Origin of the sequence: Acidovorax delafieldii (assembly GCF_007993815.1) — a bacterium.
Lineage (GTDB): Bacteria > Pseudomonadota > Gammaproteobacteria > Burkholderiales > Burkholderiaceae_C > Acidovorax > Acidovorax delafieldii.
Map to the genome: position 1 here is coordinate 313,346 of NZ_VJWE01000012.1, position 21,673 is coordinate 335,018.

Sequence of the window (21,673 nt, forward strand, 5' to 3'; positions counted from 1 at the left end):
ATAGCACTCAGGACAATCAACACTAGCGCTACCAGCCATTTTTTCTCCAATTTCCGGAGTAAAGGCTCCATGCCAAATAAAACTGGCGGTGGATCTCCACCGGTCCAGAATGCACCACCAGCAGGTCCGCGTTGTCGCTGCCACCCCATGCTGAGAACCCTATTGCCCACCACCCCGCCCTACCGCGACCGCAAGCGGTACGCATGGCTGCTGTCCCTGGTGGTGCCCTGCACTGTCGGCGTAGGCCCGGCACTGATGGCATGGACGGGCGAACCGCTGGTGCTGTGGGCGCCGGTGGCGTTTTTCTACCTCGTCGCCCCGTTGCTCGACGGGATGCTGGGCGTGGACCAGAGCAACCCGCCCGAATCCGCCGTGCCTGCGCTGGAAAACGACCGCTACTACCGCCGCATCACCTTCCTGCTGGTGCCGGTGCTGTGGGCGGCCTTCATCTTCAGCGCCTGGTGGGTGGCCACGCAGCCCCTGCCCTGGCATGGCGTGCTGGCGATGGTGCTGACCACGGGCACGGTGGGCGGGTTCTGCATCAATCTGGGGCACGAGCTGGGCCACAAGAACACAGCGCTGGAGCGCTGGCTGGCCAAGCTGGTGCTGGCGCCCACGGCGTATGGGCACTTCTTCATCGAACACAACCGGGGCCACCACCGCGATGTGGCCACACCGGCCGACCCGGCTTCGTCGCGCATGGGCGAGTCCATCTACCGCTTTGTGCTGCGCGAGATGCCCGGCGCCGCACGCCGCGCCTGGGCGCTGGAAAAAGACCGCCTGGCCCGCCAACACCTGCCGCTGCTGTCGTGGCACAACGAGATCCTGCAGCCCGCGCTCATCACGGTACTGCTGTGGGCAGGGCTGGCGCTGTGGCTGGGCGTGGTCATCCTGCCGTTTTTGCTGCTGGCATCGTTCTGGGCCAACTTTCAGCTCACCTCGGCCAACTATGTCGAGCACTACGGGCTACTGCGGCAAAAGGACGCCAGCGGCCGCTACGAACCCTGCCGCCCCCAGCATTCATGGAACAGCAACCACGTATTCTCCAACTGGGCCCTGTTCCATCTGCAGCGGCACTCCGACCACCACGCGCACCCGCTGCGCCGCTACCAGTCTCTGCGGCACTTTGACGATGTGCCGCAGCTGCCCATCGGCTACTTCGGCATGTTCACGCTGGCCTATGTGCCGCCCCTGTGGCGCCGCGTGATGGACCCGCGCCTGCTGGCCCAGGTGGGGCGCGACGCCGCCCACATCAACATCGACCCGCGCCAGCGGGCCGCGATCGTGCGGAAATACGGGTTGCAGGACCTGGGATAGAACGAGTGTGAATGCGCTGGCGACTGGGCACAGGCACCCTGCGGGCCGACAACCGCCCCTCCAACACTCCTCTATTGATAGCACCCGGAACAATCGGCACTAGCACCTGCGCCCGTTCTGACCCAAAACCCTCCGCTGGCGCCCATCACGCAGCCAGTGGGATAATGCAGGTTTCGCACCTGCAGCCCCGCAGCGCCCCTGACCAGAGGGGCGTTCTGCTGCAGAACATTCCCCTCCCCGCCTTCGCTGTTTGCCCGTGGAAACCACCCTGAGCCCCTGGCGCATGTCCGTCGCCCCCATGATGGACTGGACTGACCGCCACTGCCGTTACTTTCACCGGCTGCTGACGCGCCAGACCCTGCTGTACACCGAGATGGTGAACGCGGGCGGCATCCTGTATGGCGGCACCGAGCGCCACCTGCGCTTCAACGCCGAAGAGCACCCCGTAGCCCTGCAGCTGGGCGGCAACGAGCCCGACAAGCTCGCCCAGGCTGCCAGGCTGGGTGAGGAATGGGGCTACGACGAAATCAACCTGAACTGCGGTTGCCCCAGCGACCGCGTGCAGCGCGGTGCCTTTGGCGCCAGCCTGATGAAAGCCCCCCAGCTGGTGGCCGACGGCGTCAAGGCCATGAAGGACGTGGTCAGCGTGCCCGTCACCGTCAAGCACCGCATCGGCATCGACAAGGTGGAGGACTACGGCTTTGTGCGCGACTTCGTCGGCACCGTGGCCGAGGCCGGGTGCACCGTGTTCATCGTGCATGCGCGCAACGCGTGGCTGCAGGGCCTCTCCCCCAAGGAAAACCGCGACATCCCGCCGCTGCGCTACGCGGTGGTCCACCGCCTCAAGGCCGAGTTTCCGCAGTTCACCATCGCCATCAACGGCGGTATCACCGCCGACGCGGTGGTGCAGGAGCAGCTGCAACACCTGGACGGCGTGATGATCGGCCGCGAGGCGTACCACAACCCCTGGTGGCTGGCGCGCTGGGACCAGCTCTACTACGGCGGCGCCCCCTGCCCCCTGACCAGAGAGGAAGTGGAGCTGGCGATGGTGGAATACATGGAGCGCGAGGCCGCACAGCACGGCACCCCCTGGCCCCACATCGCCCGCCACATGCTGGGCCTGCGCCACAGTCTGCCCGGCGCCCGCATCTGGCGCCAGGTGTGGAGCAACCATCTGCTCAAGGACCGCCCCGCGCGGGAAGTGCATGCGCTGGCGATGCAGGCCTATGCCAGTGGAGCGTCGGAGCCGGAGACCACCCACGCGCAACCGGCGTTGTCGGTCTGATCTGAATCAGTGGCTGGTCTGAACTGTGACGCAGGCGGCCATGCAAACGCGCGCGAAAAATTCGTCCACGGTGCCGGCATGTTTACGCCCGCCCGTCGCGGCCGATGCCGCGAGGTTTGTTGCACTGGCCCGGCGCAGCCGCACGCTGCACGTGCCCTGGACTTCTGCCCCTTCAACCCCAGAAGCGTTTGCCAGCTATCTCGCACAAATGAACCTGCCCATGCACAGGGCGATGCTGGTGTGTACGCCGAACCAGCATGATGGCAGTGAACAGATCGCAGGGGTCTTCAACCTTTCCCAGATCGTGATGGGCGACTTTCGCAGCGCCTACCTGGGCTATTACGTCTTTGCAGGGTTTGAGCGCCGGGGCCTGATGGGCGTGGGTTTGCGGCATCTGTTGCGCTATGCCTTTGGCACACTGAAGTTGCATCGGCTGGAAGCCAACATTCAGCCCGGTAATGAGGCGTCCATCGCGCTGGTGCGCAGCTGCGGATTTCAGCAAGAAGGGTTTTCGCCCCGCTACCTCAAGATCAACGGTCGGTGGCGCGACCATGAACGTTGGGCTATCGTGGCCGGCTGAGTCTGAGAAGTTGTCTGCACTCGCCAGACCGCTTGCACATTGGGCTCGCTATCAACCTGAGGAGCGGGACTCCAGCCGCCCCACCCAGGCCGCCAGCGGCTCGGGCCGCCCGAAGAGGTAGCCCTGCAGGCACTCGCACTGGCTTTCGACCAGAAAGTCGGCCTGGGCGCGTGTCTCCACCCCCTCGGCCACCACGCGCAGGTTGAGATGGCGGGCCACCGAGATGATGGACTGCACGATGGCCGTGTCATTGGGGTCGTCGGGCGTGTCGTCCACAAAGCTCTTGTCGATCTTGAGCTCGTAGAGCGGGAGCCGCTTGAGGTAGGCCAGACTCGAATAGCCGGTGCCAAAGTCGTCGATGGAGAAACGCACGCCCAGCTGCACGATCTCGGTCATGCGGGCGATGGTGTCGTCCAGGTCTTCGATGAGCAGGCTTTCCGTCACCTCCAGGATCAGATGGGCCGGGTTGGCGCCGGTGTGGGCCAGGATGTGGCGCACGCGCTCCACAAAGTCGTCCTGGCGGAACTGCCGCTCGCTCACGTTGACGGACAGCGATAGCGCGTGCCCTGCCACCTGCAAGCGTGCCAGGGTCTCACAGGCCTGCTGGATCATCCAGTCGCCCATGCGCAGGATGAGGCCCGAGGCCTCGGCGATGGGGATGAAGCGGCTGGGCGGGACGTTGCCGCGCACGGGGTGGTCCCAGCGCATCAGCAGCTCGCCGCCCACGACGTTGCCCGCAGCGTCCACCTGGTTTTGCACAAAGGCGGCCAACTGGCCCAGGGTTTGCGCTTTTTTCAGGTCCTGCTCCAGCGCCAGGCGCTCCTGCACGTCGGCCTGCATCGCGGCTTCGTAAAAGCGGATGCGGTTGCGACCCAGGTCCTTGGCGCGGTACATGGCCGTGTCGGCCTCCCGCAGAAGGTCTTCCACACCCTCGCCCCGCTTGGGGAAGAGCGTGATGCCGATGCTGCCGGTGGTGCTGTAGAGGTGGGTGTCGATGGTGTAAGGCGCTTCCAGTGCTGTGCGCATTTCTTCGGCCACCAGCAGCGCAGCGCGCCCGGCGGACTCCATGTCCGACGCCACGTTGTGGACCAGCACCACAAACTCGTCGCCGCCCAGGCGCGCCACGGTGTCGCCCGGGCGTTGCAGCTGCGTGAGCCGCTGGGCCACCTGCATGAGCAGCATGTCGCCCACCGTGTGGCCCCGTGCATCGTTGATCTGCTTGAAGTTGTCGAGGTCGATGTAGAGCACCGCCCCCACCTGCGCGGCCTTCAGAGCGTTGGCCAGCGCATGTTCCATGCGGTCCAGCAGCATGCGCCGGTTGGGCAGACCGGTGAGCGCGTCAAAGTACGCCAGCTGGTGCGACCGCGCCTCGGCCTGCTTGCGTTCGGTGATGTCGCGCGACAGCGCGATGAACCGAGGTTCGTCGCCCGGGGCGGCGCTCTCCTTGCGCGCAATCGACAACTCGAACCAGTGGGTCACCCCGCCCAGCTCCAGCCGGAACTGGTGGCCTGACGAGTACCCGGTCTGGTGGGCCGCTTGCAGCGCCGCGTGGCAGCCAGCGGCGGCTTCGGGGGGGACCACATCGCGCAGCAGTCGGCCCAGAAACATCTCTGGCGGCACAGCCAGCTCTCCCGATCGCGCCGACCGGTAGTGGTGGATGCAGCCGTCCAGCCCCAGTTCGAACAACAGATCAGGAATGGCGCTGAGCGTGCTCTCCAGGTCATCCCGGGTGGCGCGCAGTTCGGCCGTCATGTCGCGCGCCAGTGCCACCGCACGCTCGCGCCCCGTGGCCAGCAGCCAAGTAAACCACGCAAGGATCAGGCTCAGCACCGTGCCCAGCAGCGCCACCGGGTGGTGCCCATCGTCCTGAAAGCGCTGCGCAAAGCCCGGTAGTGGGGCCATGTGCAAGGTCCAGCGGCGCCCGCCCAGCTCCAGCTCGCGCCGCGCTTGCAACGCCGGGGCGCCAGCGCCTTGGGCCGGTGTCTTCAGGTTGCTGAACAGCAGCGCGCCCGCTCCGGCACCGGCATCTCCTGGTCCGGTGCCGGGGGATGCCGCACCCGCGTCCGGGGTGCTGTCGGTGATCTGCAGGCCGATGTCCGCGTCAAACTCCCGGGACATGCCATGGATCACGTCCTCCATGCGAAACGGAGCGGACACCCAGCCCGCCAGTCCCTGCCGACGCCCTTCCACCTTGCTGTTGTCAGCGTCGGCGCGGTACAGGGGCATGTACATGACCAGCCCAGGGGCAGCGTTTTGCATCAGGGTCAGTCGCCCGGACAACGCCAGCGCTCCGGTGTCACGGGCCCGGTCCAGCGCCTCCTTGGCGGGGGGAATGGTCAACACATCCAGTCCCAGCGCCTTGAGGTTGGGCCCCTCCAGCGGCTCGATGTGGGTGATGGGTGCCAGCCACTCGCGCTCGCCGGGTGGGCGCACCGCGTACTGGTCAAAACCGCGCTGGCGCATGTCCTCCAGATGGGCAGCGAGCGCCTTGCCAGGAAACTGCAGAATCAGCGACACCCCCTGCAGCCCAGGACGGGTTGCCTGCAGCTGCAGCGCGCTCACATAGGCCTGAAACTCCTCGCGGTCGATGCGCTCCGAGCCCTCAAAGTAGCCCTTGACGCCGCGCAACACCACCTCGTAGGTCGCCATGCGGTCCTTGAGGTTGTAGGCAATCTGGTCGGCCGCCACCTCAAAGTTCTGCTCGCGCTTGGTCCTTGTGTTCTTTTCTTCGCTCTGCCAGTACAGGAAGGTCAGCCCCAGGGTCAGCAGCGCGATCAGTGGGGGCAGCACCACGGGCAACCAGCGGTGGTTGCTGGTGCCCGCAACCCCTTCAGACCCCCATGCCGCCTGCCCTGGCGCGGCGAGGTCATCGTTGTCGGGGGCTGGGTGAGGTGTCATGGTGGATGGTGTGACTTCGATGCACCGGCATCGTGCACCGGCGGTGCTGCCCCATTATGAGCATCTGTCCTGCGCCGAAAAGGGGCATTTGCGCGCAAACTGCACAGGCCGGGTCCCTGCATGCCGTTTATGCTCGCACCCGCTGGGCCAAGGGCTATGCGCCCGCACCCACTTCCCGTATCAACCCTGGCAATACCCACCACAAAGGCCTGGCATGGCATCGCTCGATTTCGACCTGGAGGAATCCCAATTTCGCAGCTGGTACACCGCGCAGGCGGTTGCGCTGGAAGACGCCTGTGCAGCGCTGACCGCGCGGGTGGCGGCGGTGGTAACCCAGGCGGGCGGCGTGGACATCACCAAGGTGGAGGGCCGCGTGAAGGATGTGGACGAATGCGTGCGCAAGTTCGTGCGCAAATACCGTCCGGCGCTGGAAGAGAGCAACACCCCCTACGACATAGAGACTTACATCACCGACCTGATTGGCGTGCGGGTGGTGTGCCTGTATGAAGACGAGCTGGAGAAGATTGCCCAGATCGTGCGCGCCCATTTCGCGGTGATCGACGTGACCGACAAGGTCTCGGCGGTGGAAAGCACCGAGGCGTCCTTTGGCTACAAAGGGCTGCACCTGGACCTGCGGCTGAGCGTGGCCGAACGCGACCTGCCGGAGCACGCGGCCTATGCAGAGTGGCCCTTCGAGCTGCAGGTGCGCACCATCATCCAGGACTCGTGGAGCGTGCTGGACCACAAGATTAAGTACAAAAAATCCATCCCGGGCCAGCTCAAGCGGCGCATCAACGTGCTGTCCGCCCTGTTCGAGCTGGCCGACCGCGAGTTCCGCCAGATCCGCGATGCCACTGCGGCCGAGCTGCTGCAGGCCCCCGACGAAACCGCCGAACCCGCAACCGATGTCGCCGCCGATTTGCAGGCTCCCACCCGCGCAGCCGCCACCAGCAGCGAACTGAACGCGTTCACGTTCTTGAAGATCGCCACGCATTTTTTCAAGGACTTCGAATTCGAGCCGTCCAAGGTCGATGGGTTTGTGGATGACATCCAGGCCTGGTCAGCCGGCATGACACGTGCGCGCTTTAACAGTCTCATGCGCGAGACGATCGGAGTGGTCAAACGCTACAAGCAGCACTTTGAAGAGCAAAACCCGCAGGGCAGCTTCAACCCGTACACCGTGATCCGGCACTGCCTGTATCTGAGTAACAAGACGGCGTTCCGCCCCGCACTGCGCAACTCGGCCCGCGAGTCGTTTGAAGCGTGGCTGAGCGACAACGCAGAGCCCAAAGTGCAGGGTTGAGGCGAAAATCGGCGCAAGCGCTAGTGCTAATTGCCTTAGTTGCTATCATTTTTGATAGCTTCGCAGCCTTCATCGACGAACCGGCGCTCCGCCCCTGGGGCCACGTCAATTTGTCGCATAGGCGACTGGACATTGGTGGTTTTACTCCATGCGCTTGTTACCAAGTGCTGCTATATTGCACTGCAACAAAACGGAGTTTCGCCCCATGCTGTACCACCTCTACGAAACCCAGCGCTCCTTGATGGAGCCCTTCACAGATTTTGCGCAGGCGGCTTCCAAGTTGTTCAGCAACCCCGTCTCGCCGCTGAGCCAGACCTCGGCAGCACAGCGCATGGCTGCCGGTTACGACCTGCTCTACCGCCTGGGCAAGGACTACGAAAAGCCCGCCTTCGACATCCACACGGTCGACGTGGACGGCATCGGCGTCGCTATCCATGAACGCATTGAGGTCGACAAGCCGTTTTGCGAGCTGCGCCGCTTCAAGCGCTTTTCGGACGACCCTGCCACGCTGACCAAGCTCAAGGGCCAGCCCGTGGTGCTGATCGTGGCACCGCTGTCGGGCCACTACGCCACGCTGCTGCGCGACACCGTGCGCACCATGCTCAAGGACCACAAGGTCTACATCACCGACTGGAAGAATGCCCGCCTGGTGCCGCTGTCGGAGGGGGAGTTCCACCTCGACGACTACGTCAACTACGTGCAGGACTTCATCCGCCATCTGCAGGGCATCTACGGCAACTGCCACGTGATCAGTGTGTGCCAACCGACGGTGCCCGTGCTGGCAGCCGTGTCGCTGATGGCCAGCCGCGGCGAGAAAACGCCCCTGACGATGACCATGATGGGTGGCCCCATCGACGCCCGCAAGTCGCCCACGGCAGTGAACAACCTGGCGACCAATCGCAGCTACGAGTGGTTTGAGAACAACGTGATCTACCGCGTGCCGGAAAAATTCCCGGGCGCGGGCCGCCGCGTGTACCCGGGGTTTTTGCAGTACACCGGTTTTGTGGCCATGAACCCGGACCGCCATGCGACCAGCCACTACGATTACTTCAAGGACCTGATTAAGGGCGACGACGCAAGTGCCGAGGCGCACCGCAAGTTCTACGACGAGTACAACGCCGTGCTGGACATGGATGCGGACTACTACCTCGAAACCATCCAGACCGTGTTCCAGGATTACAAGCTGGTGAACGGCACCTGGGATGTGCGCTCACCCGCTGGCAAGCTGGAGCGCGTGCGTCCGCAAGACATCAAGACCACAGCCCTCTTCACGGTGGAAGGCGAGCTGGACGACATCTCTGGCTCGGGCCAGACCGAAGCGGCCCACGACCTGTGCAGCGGCATCGTGCGCAAGGAGCAGCGCCACCTGGAAGCCAAGGGCGCAGGCCACTACGGTATCTTCAGTGGCCGCCGCTGGCGCGACATCGTGTACCCCAAGGTGCGCGCATTCATCCTGGAACACGAGTTGCCTGCCAAGCCCGCCACTGTGGCCACAGCCCCCACACCGGCCCCCAGGCTCGCCAGCCCTGCACCGGCCCCTGCCAAGGTTGCCAGCAAGCCCGCACCGGCAGCCAAACCCGCCGCCACCAAGGTGATCAAGGCGACCAAGGCGCCTACAGCAGCAGCCCAGCCTGCTCCAGTCCGCGCTGCGGCAAAGCCTGTGGCAGCCACCGCTGTGGCCACCCGCTGGGTACAGCCCGCTGCGGCGCCCACAGGTGCGGCGCAGGCGCCCACCGCTGATCTGGCCACGGCCCAGACCAGCGCCACGGCAGCGCCGTCCACCCGCAGCGGCAGCAAGAGCAAGGCGCGCAAGGCTTGAGCCACCCCGCCTTCGCCAGCACCACCCCATCCCACGCTGCCCTCACCGACCTGGCAGCGCGGATTGATGCCGCCCTGCCCCAGACGCAGTGCACGCGCTGCGGCTATCCCGACTGCGCCAGCTATGCGCAGGCCATCGCCCAGGGGGAGGCGGCCATCACCCAGTGCCCTCCCGGCGGTGCTGAGGGCGTGGCCCGCTTGGCCGCCATCACGGGCCATGCCGTGGCGCCCTTAAGCGCCGACCATGGGGTGGAGGCACCGCGCAGCGTGGCCTTCATCGACGAGGCGTGGTGCATTGGCTGCACCTTGTGCATCAAGGCCTGCCCCACCGACGCCATTGTGGGCTCCAACAAGAAAATGCACACCGTCATCGAGCCTTACTGCACAGGGTGCGAGCTGTGCATCCCGGTCTGCCCGGTAGATTGCATCCAGCTCGACAGCGCCAGCGGCATGGCCACCGGATGGGCTGCGTGGTCTGATGCGCTCGCGCTCCAAGCCAAACAGCGGTATCAGCAACACCGTCAGCGGGTGCCGCTGGAGGATGTAGAGGACGAAGGCTCCGGAGCGCAGGCCGATTCGACATCGGCCGCCACCCACAGCCCAGCCGCCGCTGCGGTGGCTGCCGAGGGCATGGAGGCACGCAAGGCGGCCATTGCCGCCGCCATGGAGCGCGCACGGCAACTGCGTGAAAAGGGAGCGCGCTGAGAACGGCACCTGGTCCGCTGGACCAGCAACCGCCTGTCTGCGGTTATCGCGCGGCCAGCGATTTGTACACGCCGCAGCCCACGTACCAGTCCCCCACCCGGCTCACGTAGGACATCTTGGTTTGCACCGCGCCGGTGGCCGGGTTGTTGATGTCGTACTCCACCCACCCCGGGGCGCGGTCGGCCTGGGTCACGATGTCGCTCACCAGTCGGTCGCCGGCGATGCCGGGGATGTCTTGCACCCGCGTGCCCACCTTGGCCGGGTTGCCACCAAAGGCCAGATAAGTCCCCCCGGCGTCCAGCACAAACACATACATGTCACGGTCATGGTAGGGCTGGGTCTTGTCGGTGATGCTGCGCAGGAATTGATCGCGCGAACTGGTCTTGTGCAGCGCCACCGCCTTGTTCACCAGAGCCACAGCCTCATCGGCGGTGCCCTGCTGCAGGCGAAACGCCGCCACCGCTTGCGACAGGGTGGACGCGCGGTGCTCCAGCGCCTCGGCCTGCGAGACCGCGTGGCCCACCATCTGGGCGTTGTGCTGCGTGATCTGATCGAGCTGCTGCACGGCGGAGCTGACTTCGCTCAGGCCCGTGCTTTGCTCGGCGCTGGAGCCGGAGATCTCGGTCATGCTCGCCGCCACACTGCGGATGCCGCTGGCCATGTTGGCAATGCCCTCGCCCGCCGACCGGATCAACCCGGCGCTGGCCTCCACCTGGCTGACCGAGGCGCTGATCAGCTCGCGGATCTCCCGCGCTGCGTCGCCCGAGCGCTTGGCCAGCGTGCGCACCTCGCCCGCCACCACGGCAAAGCCGCGGCCCTGCTCACCCGCACGGGCGGCCTCCACCGCAGCGTTCAGGGCCAGGATGTTGGTCTGAAACGCAATGCTGTCGATGACACCAATGATCTCGGTCATGCGGCGCGCGCTTTGCTGGATGGCCTCCACCGACTGCACGGCACGGGCCATGGCCTCGGCGCCGGTGTCGGCGGCCTTGCGTACTTCTGCGGCGCGGGCATCGGCGCTGCGCGCGGTCTGTGCGTTGTTCTGCACGGCCGACGACAGCTGCTCCACGCTGGCAGCCGTCTGCTCCAGGTTGGCCGCCTGCTGTTCGGTGCGATCGGCCAGCGACCGGTTACCTTGCGCCAGGCTTTGTCCCGCATGGGCCACCAATGCGGCATTGCTGCGGATATCGGCCACCATGGACGACAGTGTGAGCACCATGCGGTCCAGCGACTGGGCCATGGACCCGACCTCGTCCCGCCCATAAACACCCGCCCTGGCACACAAGTCACCGCGTGTGGTCTGCTCCATCGCATGCGCCAAGCCTTGCAGGTCGGATGCCAGACCCGCATACAACGCGCACAGTGCATACAGAACCACGGCGGCTGCCAATGCCACCGCCCACCACGGAGCATCCACGGCGGCCATCGCCAGGGCGCCAGCCATCACCACGCCCAGCGTCACCAGTTTGCCCGGCAGGTGCCACCTGCGCATCCACCAGAGCCCGGGGCGCAGCGGTAGGAATCCAGACATCTTGTCTCCGTTATCGTTTTTGAATGTGGGCCATGCTATGTGCCCGCTCTTACGTCGGATTGACAACTCGGCATGGGGTAAACAGTGCTTGACTGCGCACCTGGCCCCGCCCCTCGCCATAGACGGCGCGACACCCTGCACCGTGCCGTGGGCGTATGCCCTTCGCCCATAATGTCGCTCCATGAATCCCCTGCTCTCCCAACTCCAGCCTTACCCCTTCGAGCGGCTGCGGCAACTCTTTGCGGGAGTCACACTCCCGGCGGCTTACAGCCCCATCAGCCTGGGCATGGGTGAGCCGCGCCATCCTACACCGCAGTTCATCAAAGATGCACTCAGTAACAACCTGGGCGGACTGGCCAGTTACCCTGCCACCGCAGGCGAACCCAAGCTGCGCGAGGCCTTCACCCAGTGGATACAACAGCGCTATGCGCTGACCCTGGACCCGGGCACCCAGGTGCTGCCCGTCAACGGCTCGCGTGAGGCACTGTTTGCATTTGCGCAGACCATCATCGATCCCTCGCAAGGCCAGCCGCTGGTCGTCTGCCCCAATCCGTTTTATCAAATCTATGAAGGTGCCGCCTTGCTGGCGGGAGCCCAGCCGTACTACGCGGCCAGCGACCCCGGCCGCAACTTTGCGGTGAACTGGGACGCAGTGCCCGAGGTTGTGTGGCAACGCACCCAGCTGCTATTCGTCTGCTCCCCTGGCAACCCCACGGGCGCCGTGATGCCGCTCAGCGAGTGGAAGAAGCTGTTTGAGCTGAGCGACCGCTACGGTTTTGTGATTGCCTCGGACGAGTGCTACAGCGAGATCTATTTCCGCGACGAGCCGCCCCTGGGCGGCCTGCAGGCTGCGGCGCAGCTGGGGCGCGGCGACTTCAAGAACCTGATCTCCTTCACCAGTCTGTCCAAACGTAGCAATGTGCCCGGCATGCGCAGCGGCTTCGTGGCTGGCGACGCAGCGCTGATCAAGTCGTTCTTGCTCTACCGCACCTACCACGGCAGCGCCATGAGCCCCATCGTGCAGGCCGCCAGCATCGCTGCCTGGGGTGATGAAAAGCACGTGGTGGACAACCGGGCGCTGTACCGCAAGAAGTTTGCCCAGGTCACACCGCTGCTGGCTGGCGTGATGGAAGTCGCCCTGCCGGATGCCGGTTTTTACCTGTGGGCCAAAGTACCGGAAGCCCTGGGGATGGACGATGCCGAGTTCGCGCGCGCCCTGCTGGCTCAATACAATGTCACGGTGCTGCCCGGCAGCTACCTGGCCCGCGAGGCCCAGGGGAGCAACCCCGGCGCCCAGCGCGTGCGCATGGCCCTGGTGGCCGAAGCCGAAGAATGCGTGGAAGCTGCGCTGCGCATCGTGCAATTCATCCAATCCCGTACTGCCTGATCTGATCGACAACAACATGACCCAACAACTCCAAACCCTCATCGACAACGCCTGGGAAAACCGCGCCAGCCTCTCGCCCGCCGCCGCCCCTATGGAGATCCAGGACGCCGTCGAGCATGTGATTGCCGAGCTGAACAATGGCAAGCTGCGCGTGGCCACCCGCGAAGGCGTGGGACAGTGGACGGTGCACCAGTGGATCAAGAAGGCCGTGCTGCTGTCGTTCCGCCTCAAGGACAACGAGGTCATCAAGGCTGGCGACTTGGGCTTTTACGACAAGGTGCAGACCAAGTTTGCCCACCTGTCCGAAGAAGAAATGAAAGCCACCGGCGTGCGCGTGGTGCCACCCGCCGTGGCCCGCCGTGGCAGCTTCATCGCCAAGGGCGCGATCCTGATGCCCTCGTACGTGAACATCGGCGCCTACGTGGGCGAAGGCACCATGGTCGACACCTGGGCCACCGTGGGTTCGTGCGCACAGATTGGCTCCAACGTGCACCTGTCGGGTGGCGTAGGCATTGGCGGTGTGCTGGAGCCTCTGCAGGCCGGCCCCACCATCATTGAAGACAACTGCTTCATCGGCGCCCGCTCCGAGGTGGTCGAAGGCGTGGTGGTCGAAGAAAACTCCGTACTGGGCATGGGCGTGTACCTGGGCCAGAGCACCCCCATCTTCAACCGTGCTACCGGCGAAATCAGCTACGGCCGCGTGCCTTCGGGCTCGGTGGTGGTCAGCGGCAACCTGCCCAAGACGGCCGCCAACGGCACGCCCTACAGCATGTACGCTGCCATCATTGTCAAGCAGGTCGATGCGCAAACGCGCTCCAAGACCAGCATCAACGACCTGCTGCGCGACTGATTGACGGGGACCTGCGGACGGCCCGGGCCGTTCGCCCCACCGACAGAGACTGACAACAAGAGGGAAACACCATGAGCACGATGGAACGAATTCTTCGCCTGATGGCAGAGAAAAAGGCCTCCGACGTCTATCTGTCGGCCAACGCACCGGCGCTGATCAAGATCAACGGCGAGTGCGTGCCCATCAACAACCAGATCCTGCCGCCCGATGCGCCGCGCAACCTGCTGTCCGAAGTGGTTCCCCCGGACCGTATCGAAGAGCTGGAAGAAACCGGCGAACTCAATATGGGTGTGCCGCTCAGCGGCGTGGGCCGCTTCCGTGTCAGCGCCATGCGCCAGCGTGGCAGCTATGCGGTGGTGATCCGCTTCATCTCGCAACAGATTCCCGAGTTCGATTCCTTGGGCCTGCCCCCGGTGATGCGCGAACTCATCTTGGAAAAACGCGGACTGATCCTGATGGTGGGTGCCACGGGTTCCGGCAAGAGCACTTCGCTGGCGTCGATGATCGACACCCGCAACGAGGCGCTCACAGGCCACATCCTCACCATCGAGGACCCGGTCGAATACCAGTTCAAGAACAAGAAATCCATCGTCAACCAGCGCGAGATCGGCAGCGACACCCAGTCCCTGCAGACCGCCCTGAAAAACGCGCTGCGCCAGGCACCCGACGTGATCCTGATCGGCGAAATCCGCGACCGTGAAACCATGTCGGCCGCCATCGCCTATGCGCAGTCGGGACACCTGTGCCTGGCCACGCTGCACGGCAACAACAGCTACCACGCGCTCAACCGCATCTTGTCGTTCTACCCCGTCGAAGTACGACCCACCATGCTGGGCGACCTGGCATCGGCACTCAAAGCCGTGGTTTCCCAGCGCCTGGTGCGCAAGACCGACGGCGGCCGGGTGCCGGCAGTTGAAGTCATGCTCAACACCAAGCTGGTGTCCGATCTCATCGAAAAAGGCGACTTCTCGGGCGTCCGCGAGGCCATGGAAAAATCCATGGCCGAAGGATCGCAGACCTTTGAAGAAGCGCTGGCCCGCCTCATCATGGATGCGCAGATCGACCGCAAGGAAGGCATGGCCTACGCCGATTCGCCCACCAACTTGATGTGGCGCCTGCAAAACGACTTTTCCTTGGCCGCCAACGCCGCCAAGGCCCAGAAAGAAGCACGCGATGCACCCGACGATGCACCGTCGTTCACCGAGATCGTGCTGGACGTCAAGCCGGCGGCGTGATGTGACGTCCCTCGAGCGGCTTGCGGAGCCCTCCCTCAGGGGAATGACGCGCTCGCTGCCGAGCAGCTCTTGTTTTGCGGCTCTGGCCGGGGCCACGCAGCGCCAATGCCTGTACCCATGATCGCAGCCCGGCTGCCTGTCTCCATTCCCTGACCCCATCCCATGTCCCGTACCCTGCACCTGACTGAACAGCTCATCTCCCTGCCCTCCATCACGCCGGAGGACGCCGGCTGCCTGGATCTGCTGGCCGCACGGCTCGCTCCGCTCGGGTTTGTGTGCGAACGACTGGACAGTGGCCCCACAGACTTCCGTGTCAGCAATTTGTGGGCAAAGCGACCGGTAGCGCTAGTGAATCATGCCTCATCCGCTATCAAAACAGTAGTATTCGCAGGCCATACCGATGTCGTCCCCACTGGCCCGCTGGCCCAGTGGAGCAGTGACCCATTCGTGCCCACCCACAAGGACGGCAAGCTCTATGGCCGGGGTGCGAGCGACATGAAGACCTCCATCGCAGCCTTTGTGGTCGCGGTGGAAGAGTTCCTGGCCGCCACGCCCGCACCGCTGATCGAGCTGGCCTTTTTGCTGACCAGTGACGAGGAAGGTCCTTCCGTTGACGGCACCAAGGTCGTGGTCGAGCAGCTCCAGGCGCGTGGCGAAAAGCTTGATTACTGCATCGTGGGTGAACCGACCTCGGTCGAGAAAACCGGTGACATGATCAAGAATGGACGGCGTGGCACCTTGAGTGGCAAGCTCAGCGTCCGCGGTGTCCAAGGCCACATCGCCTACCCACAACTGGCCCGCAACCCCATCCACCAGGCCCTGCCCGCACTGGCAGAACTGGCTTCCACCGCGTGGGACAACGGCAATGCCTTCTTTCCGCCCACCAGCTGGCAGATCAGCAACATCCATGGCGGCACCGGCGCCACCAACGTGATCCCGGGTGAGGTGGTGATCGACTTCAACTTCCGCTTCTCGACCGAATCGACGGCAGAGGGGCTGCAGCAGCGCGTGCACGCCGTGCTTGACCGCCACGGCCTCGAATATGACCTGCGCTGGACGCTGGGCGGCCAGCCCTTCCTCACCACGCCCGGTGAACTGGTGGGCGCCGTGCAGCAGGCCATCGCCTCCGAGACGGGCATCACCACCGAACTCTCCACCACCGGTGGAACCAGCGACGGGCGTTTCATTGCGCAGATCTGCCCCCAGGTAATCGAACTGGGCCCGTCCAATGCAACGATCCACAAGATCGACGAGCATGTGGTGGTGGCCGATATCGAGCCGCTCAAGAACATCTACCGCCGCACGCTGGAGAACCTGCATGCACAGGCCCTGGCGGCCCAGGCGGTGGTCGCATGAGCAAGGCACCCAGCCACAACCCACCGGCAGTTGCAGGTGACACCGTTGGCGCACTGATCGAATGGGGCTCTCAGCAGCTGGAGTCGGCCGGCGTCTCGTTCGGCCATGGCACCACCAATGCGCACGACGAAGCTGCATGGCTCGTGTTGTGGCGCCTGGGCCTCCCGCTGGATAGCGACCTCTCCGATGCACCAGAGTCCATCAAAAACAAGCCGGTAGCGCCCGCAGAAAAGGCGTTGGTTGCTACACTTTTTGCAGAACGCATTGCCAGTCGCAAGCCTGCCGCCTACCTCACGCGCGAGGCCTGGCTCCAGGGCGTGCCGTTCTATGTGGACGAGCGCGCCATCGTGCCGCGCAGCTTCATTGCAGAGTTGCTGGTGGACGGCAGCGTGGACGATTTCCTGAGCGACCGCACCCATCGGGTGCTGGACCTTTGCACGGGCAACGGCAGCCTGGCTGTGCTGGCGGCGATGGCCTGGCCCGAAGTCGAAGTGACCGGTGCCGATATTTCGCCCGACGCCTTGGCCGTGGCGCGCATCAATGTGGACAAACATGGGCTGCGGGAGCGTATCACCTTGCAGTTGTCCGATGGACTGAGTGCTCTGCCCGGCCCCTGGGACCTGATCCTGTGCAACCCGCCCTACGTCAACGCCGACAGCATGGCCGTGCTGCCCAGCGAATACCGCGCAGAGCCCGAACTGGCCCTCGCCGGTGGCAAGGACGGCATGGACTTTGTGCGCCAGCTGTTTGCTGCCGCGCCCGCTTGCATGAGTGAAGACGCCGTGATCATTCTGGAGATCGGCAACGAGCGCGCTTATTTTGAGGCGGCCTTTCCGCAATTGCCGGTTTTCTGGCTCGATACCAGTGCAGGAGAAAACCAGGTTTTGCTGGTCACCCGGCGGGCGCTGGCTGCCCAAACCCGGCTCACGGCACAATAGAGCCCTTTACGCCACCTTTGGCAGCTGCAGCGGCTGTGCCGTTGGCAGTTGCGCTGGCCCCCAGAGTTTTGCATGCCACCCGCCTCGTGCGGGTGCGCTTTTTTCTGATTCCCGGATGATCACCCTCAAGAACGTTACCCTGCGCCGAGGCACGAAAGTCGTGCTCGACAGCGTGTCCACCACCATCAACCCCGGCGAAAGCGTCGGGCTTGTGGGCCGCAATGGCGCGGGCAAGTCCAGCCTGTTTGCGCTGCTCAGCGGCAAGCTCCATGAAGATGGCGGGGATTTTCACATCCCGTCGAGCTGGCGGATGGCCGAGGTCGCGCAGAGCATGCCCGAGACCGACCAGTCGGCCACCGATTTTGTGCTTGAAGGCGACACGCGTCTGGCCGAGGTGCAACGCCAGTTGGCCGAAGCCGAGGCCAGCGACGATGGGATGGCCATTGCCCATGCCTATTCTGACCTGCATGACGCCGGCGCGCACGATGCCGTGGCGCGTGCCCAGGCGCTGATCCTGGGCCTGGGTTTTCGCGTGAGCGAACTCGACCAGCCCGTCAACAGCTTCTCCGGTGGCTGGCGCATGCGACTGCAACTGGCGCGTGCGCTGATGTGTCCCAGCGACCTCCTGCTGCTGGACGAGCCCACCAATCACTTGGACTTGGACGCCCTGGTCTGGCTCGAAGCCTGGCTCAAGCGCTACGCGGGCACCATGATCGTGATCAGCCACGACCGCGAGTTCCTGGACGCCATCACCAACGTCACCCTGCAAATCCAGCAGGGCGAGTTGAACCGCTACGGTGGCAACTACAGCAAGTTCGAAGAGCTGCGCGCCCAGCAGCTCGAACTGCAACAGGCCAGCTTTGCCAAGCAGCAGGAGAAGATGGCCCACCTGCAGAAATTCATCGACCGCTTCAAGGCCAAGGCCAGCAAGGCCAAGCAGGCGCAAAGCCGGGTCAAGCAACTCGAACGCATGGAGAAAATCGGGCCTGTGCTCGCCGAGGCGGACTTCACTTTCGAGTTCAAGGAACCGGCCAACTTGCCCAACCCAATGCTGGCCATCAGCGACGCCTCGTTCGGCTATGTGGACGACGAGGGCACGCCCACCACCATTCTTACGGGCGTCAACCGTTCGGTGCTGGCGGGGCAGCGCATCGGCATCCTGGGCGCTAACGGTCAGGGCAAGTCCACGCTGGTCAAGACCATTGCGCGCACCATGAAAGCACTGGGCGGCAGCATCACCGAGGGCAAGGGCCTGAACATTGGCTACTTTGCCCAGCAGGAACTCGACGTGCTGCGCCCCAGCGAACACCCGCTGGAGCACATGATCCGCTTGGCCAAGGAGCTGGGGCCTGATGCCAAGCAACCCAGCCGGGAGCAGGATCTGCGCAGCTACCTGGGCAGCTTCAACTTCACCGGGGACATGGTCAAGCAGGCCGTTGGCACCATGAGCGGCGGTGAAAAAGCGCGCCTGGTGCTGGCCATGATCGTATGGCAGCGCCCCAACCTGCTGCTGCTGGACGAGCCTACCAACCACCTGGACCTGGCCACCCGCGAGGCCCTGGCGATGGCGCTCAACGACTTCGATGGCACTGTGATGCTGGTCAGCCACGACCGCGCCCTGCTGCGCTCGGTCTGTGAGGACTTCTGGATGGTGGGCCGGGGTGTGGTTGGCCCGTTCGACGGCGACCTGGACGACTATCAACGTTACCTGCTCGAAGAGTCCAAGCGCCTGCGCGAAGAAGCACGCCTTGCCGAGCAGGCGCTGGCCTCACAAGCTCCTGCAGCAGCGCCCGCCGCAACACCGGCACCCGTGGTCACGCTGGCCTCCGTTGCCGCGCCAGCACCGGCTCCCGCTCTGTCCCCTTCGCGTGATGGGCGCGAGCAGCGCAAGCTTGACGCTCAAACGCGCCAGCAGCTGGCCGAAAAGACCCGGCCACTCAAAAAAGAGCTGGAACAGATCGATAAACGCTTGACCGCCCTGAGTGCAGAACGCACCCAATTGGAGCAAAAACTGACGGAAGCCTTGCCTCCTGCAGAGATCGCCGAGTGCGGCCGGCGTTTGAAAGCCGCAAATGATGAAACGGAAAAACTGGAAGAGCGTTGGCTGGAAATTTCTTCCGAACTCGAAGAAATTTCAGCGGCATCGGTGGGCTAGAGATGTAAAGTCCTGTAAATTCTTTCCAGAATTTTCCGGACTTTCCATTGACCCGTCTCGCTTTTATGCTACCAAATGTGTAGCTATTTTTAGTGTGAACCTACAGGCTATTGCGGTTGCATTTTTTTGCGAAAGGTTGTCAACGGACTGTGGACCGCCCGCGTTGTTGGTACATCACAGGAGTTTTCCACCATGAATACCACCGCAATCTTGTCCGCTTGGCCCGAAGACGAACGCGACCGTAAGCGCGCACCGGCCCGCTTCTGAAAGCGCTGCGGCCTTGCCTCTGTTGTGTAGCCACACAGCGCACATCAAGCATAAACCATACCAAGGCATGAGAAATGTGGCCACATTAGCTCCATATTTCTCAGGTGGACCATAGCAAGGTCGGAGTTAACCTCCGCGATTCTTGCAAGTCCCAACAAAAAACCCCGCAGATGCGGGGTTTTTTGTTGGTCCAAGAGGACGGAACAGCCTTTAGCCCATGTGCAGGCCGCCATTGACCGAAAAGTCTGCTCCGGTGGCGTATCCGCCCTCTTCCGAGGCCAGCCAGGCGATGATCGATGCAATCTCGCTGGGCTCACCCAGGCGTTTGACAGGCACCGTGGCGACAATCTTTTCCAGAACATCCGGACGGATTGCCTTGACCATGTCAGTGCCGATGTAGCCTGGGCTTACCGTATTGACGGTGACGCCCTTGGTGGCCAGTTCCTGCGCCAGCGCCATCGAGAAGCCATGCATGCCTGCCTTGGCGGCGGAATAGTTGGTTTGCCCCGCCTGACCTTTTTCGCCGTTGACGGAGCTGATGTTGATGATGCGGCCCCAGCCCTTTTCCACCATGTCAGACACCACCTGTTTGGTGACATTGAACATGCTGTTGAGGTTGGTTTCGATCACGGCGTCCCAGTCTTCGCGCGACATCTTGAGGAACATGCGGTCGCGTGTGATGCCAGCGTTGTTCACCAGCACGTCAATGGTGCCGTGCTCTGCCTTGGTCTTGCCAAAGGCTTCCACGGTGGACTCCCAATCACCCACGTTACCGACCGACGCATAAAACGTGTAGCCCAGGGCCTTTTGCTCTGCCAGCCATTTGGCGTGGTCCCGTGTCGGGCCGCAACCAGCGATGACTTTGAAACCTTCCTTGTGCAGGCGCTGGCAAATGGCGGTACCGATGCCTCCCATGCCACCGGTGACATACGCGACTTTCTGGCTCATGTGATTTCTCCTTGTTAGTGATTGGCTCAGGACCCACTCTACCGAAGAAATTGGGCACTGCCGTGAAGGAAAACACTGAAGCCCTTTCCTTTTTGACATATCCACATGCGTCACACAGCTGACGCGAGGCACGCTTATCGACGCGTCACCGGCGTAGCGCCTTCAGATGCACCAAATGGAGGCAGCGGATTGGCTGCTGTGGACTGCGGCAGCCCCCAAGGACTGGCTTGAAATGCAGGCGCTGTGTTGCGCTAGACGTGCCGTGGCGCAAGCGGCAAGGATTCCCATCCCGGCTTGGCGAACAGATAACCTTGCTGGTAGCGAACGCCCACCGAACTCAGGTAGGCGGACTCAGCGGAGGTTTCAATGCCCTCCGCCACAATGTCGATGGACAGCCGTTGGCAGACCAGCGCAATGCCGCACACGATCGCCTGTCGCACGGGGTCCTGATCGATGTTGCGAATCAGCTCCATGTCGATCTTGAGCACATGGGGCTGAAATTGCACCAGCATGTTCAGCCCCGCGTAGCCCGCACCAAAGTCGTCGATGGCCGTAATGAGGCCCTGGCGCCGGTATTCATTGAAGATGGACTTCAGGTGTGCACCATTGCTGACCTGCTCGCCCTCCGTCACCTCGAACATGATCCGGTTGTGCGGAAAATCGAACTCTTCAGCCGCCTCCATGGTGGCGCGGATGCAGGTCTCGGGCCGATACACCGCATTGGGCAGGAAGTTGATGCTCAGTCGGCAGTCTGGCAGGCTGGCGAGCCCCAGGCGCGACGCTAGTTCAATGGCCTTGACGCGGCACGCCTGGTCAAACCGGTAGCGGTTGGTGTCATCCACCCACGACAGCACCGTACCAGCCGACTCGCCATCTGCACCGCGCACCAACGCTTCGTAGGCGAACGGGCGATCCAACTCCAGGTCCATGATGGGCTGGAACGCCATCGTGAAATCGAACGGAAGCTGCGTCTTGTCACGACAGGATTGGCAGCCCACGGGTTCGAAGGGTTGGGCAAAAATGGTCGCTGTCATGGAGAACCATGGTAACGCATCATTACAAAGCTGCAGCCTCGTGTTGCTACGAAGACCATAGCCCCA

The 21,673-nt window shown here is 63.7% G+C and carries 16 protein-coding genes; 12 read left to right on the top strand and 4 right to left on the bottom strand.

Features of this window, described 5'->3' with window-relative positions:
- The first annotated feature begins 147 nt into the window (after positions 1-147).
- The 3 genes from ATF69_RS10815 (at position 148) to ATF69_RS10825 (ending at position 3,182) form a co-directional block, all read left to right on the top strand.
- The gene (locus tag ATF69_RS10815) at positions 148-1,317 is read left to right on the top strand and encodes an alkane 1-monooxygenase (RefSeq protein ID WP_146870936.1); all 1,170 of its coding nucleotides are present in this window, start codon (positions 148-150) and stop codon (positions 1,315-1,317) included.
- Positions 1,318-1,600: 283 nt separating this feature from the next.
- On the top strand, positions 1,601-2,602 hold the full coding sequence (dusA, locus tag ATF69_RS10820) for a tRNA dihydrouridine(20/20a) synthase DusA (protein WP_244303704.1): 1,002 nt from the start codon (positions 1,601-1,603) through the stop codon (positions 2,600-2,602).
- 40 nt (positions 2,603-2,642) lie between these two features.
- The gene (locus ATF69_RS10825) at positions 2,643-3,182 is read left to right on the top strand and encodes a GNAT family N-acetyltransferase (RefSeq protein ID WP_146870938.1); all 540 of its coding nucleotides are present in this window, start codon (positions 2,643-2,645) and stop codon (positions 3,180-3,182) included.
- Positions 3,183-3,233: 51 nt separating this feature from the next.
- Here the strand turns inward: ATF69_RS10825 and ATF69_RS23395 are convergent, their stop codons facing one another.
- The gene (locus tag ATF69_RS23395; protein ID WP_146870939.1) at positions 3,234-6,080 is read right to left on the bottom strand and encodes a bifunctional diguanylate cyclase/phosphodiesterase; all 2,847 of its coding nucleotides are present in this window, start codon (positions 6,078-6,080) and stop codon (positions 3,234-3,236) included.
- A gap of 214 nt (positions 6,081-6,294) precedes the next feature.
- On the opposite strand from ATF69_RS23395, the gene ATF69_RS10835 reads away from it, so the two are divergent.
- The 3 genes from ATF69_RS10835 (at position 6,295) to rsxB (ending at position 9,906) form a co-directional block, all read left to right on the top strand.
- Positions 6,295-7,383 (top strand): GTP pyrophosphokinase, encoded by a 1,089-nt coding sequence (locus ATF69_RS10835; protein ID WP_099730208.1) that lies wholly within the window; start codon positions 6,295-6,297, stop codon positions 7,381-7,383.
- A 205-nt stretch (positions 7,384-7,588) separates the two neighbouring features.
- Positions 7,589-9,202 carry a polyhydroxyalkanoate depolymerase gene (locus ATF69_RS10840; protein ID WP_146870940.1) on the top strand — a complete coding sequence of 538 codons (1,614 nt, stop codon included), beginning with the start codon at positions 7,589-7,591 and terminating at the stop codon, positions 9,200-9,202.
- Positions 9,199-9,906, top strand: a complete 708-nt coding sequence (rsxB, locus tag ATF69_RS10845) for an electron transport complex subunit RsxB (RefSeq protein ID WP_146870941.1) — start codon at positions 9,199-9,201, stop codon at positions 9,904-9,906. The genes ATF69_RS10840 and rsxB overlap by 4 nt, the downstream gene beginning before the upstream one ends.
- Before the next feature lie 43 nt (positions 9,907-9,949).
- On the opposite strand, the gene ATF69_RS10850 is transcribed toward rsxB, so the two are convergent.
- Positions 9,950-11,437, bottom strand: coding sequence for a methyl-accepting chemotaxis protein (locus ATF69_RS10850; protein ID WP_146870942.1), 1,488 nt, complete (start codon positions 11,435-11,437; stop codon positions 9,950-9,952).
- Positions 11,438-11,618: 181 nt separating this feature from the next.
- Between ATF69_RS10850 and dapC the strand changes: the two genes are divergently transcribed.
- The 6 genes from dapC to ATF69_RS10880 all read left to right on the top strand — a co-directional run bounded on the left by dapC (position 11,619) and on the right by ATF69_RS10880 (position 19,358).
- On the top strand, positions 11,619-12,824 hold the full coding sequence (gene dapC / locus ATF69_RS10855; protein WP_146870943.1) for a succinyldiaminopimelate transaminase: 1,206 nt from the start codon (positions 11,619-11,621) through the stop codon (positions 12,822-12,824).
- A gap of 16 nt (positions 12,825-12,840) precedes the next feature.
- Positions 12,841-13,674 (top strand): 2,3,4,5-tetrahydropyridine-2,6-dicarboxylate N-succinyltransferase, encoded by an 834-nt coding sequence (dapD, locus tag ATF69_RS10860; RefSeq protein ID WP_146870944.1) that lies wholly within the window; start codon positions 12,841-12,843, stop codon positions 13,672-13,674.
- Positions 13,675-13,745: 71 nt separating this feature from the next.
- Positions 13,746-14,909 (top strand): PilT/PilU family type 4a pilus ATPase, encoded by a 1,164-nt coding sequence (locus ATF69_RS10865; protein ID WP_056062628.1) that lies wholly within the window; start codon positions 13,746-13,748, stop codon positions 14,907-14,909.
- Positions 14,910-15,071: 162 nt separating this feature from the next.
- Complete coding sequence (gene dapE, locus ATF69_RS10870) at positions 15,072-16,265, top strand: succinyl-diaminopimelate desuccinylase (protein WP_146870945.1); 1,194 nt, start codon at positions 15,072-15,074, stop codon at positions 16,263-16,265.
- Entirely contained in the window at positions 16,262-17,203 is a 942-nt protein-coding gene (gene prmB, locus ATF69_RS10875; RefSeq protein ID WP_146870946.1) for a 50S ribosomal protein L3 N(5)-glutamine methyltransferase, read from the top strand. The genes dapE and prmB overlap by 4 nt, the downstream gene beginning before the upstream one ends.
- Before the next feature lie 115 nt (positions 17,204-17,318).
- Positions 17,319-19,358 (top strand): ABC-F family ATP-binding cassette domain-containing protein, encoded by a 2,040-nt coding sequence (locus ATF69_RS10880; RefSeq protein ID WP_146870947.1) that lies wholly within the window; start codon positions 17,319-17,321, stop codon positions 19,356-19,358.
- A 477-nt stretch (positions 19,359-19,835) separates the two neighbouring features.
- Here the strand turns inward: ATF69_RS10880 and phbB are convergent, their stop codons facing one another.
- Positions 19,836-20,573 (bottom strand): acetoacetyl-CoA reductase, encoded by a 738-nt coding sequence (phbB, locus tag ATF69_RS10885; protein WP_116749814.1) that lies wholly within the window; start codon positions 20,571-20,573, stop codon positions 19,836-19,838.
- Positions 20,574-20,824: 251 nt separating this feature from the next.
- Entirely contained in the window at positions 20,825-21,607 is a 783-nt protein-coding gene (locus tag ATF69_RS10890) for an EAL domain-containing protein (RefSeq protein WP_146870948.1), read from the bottom strand.
- Positions 21,608-21,673 lie beyond the last annotated feature (66 nt).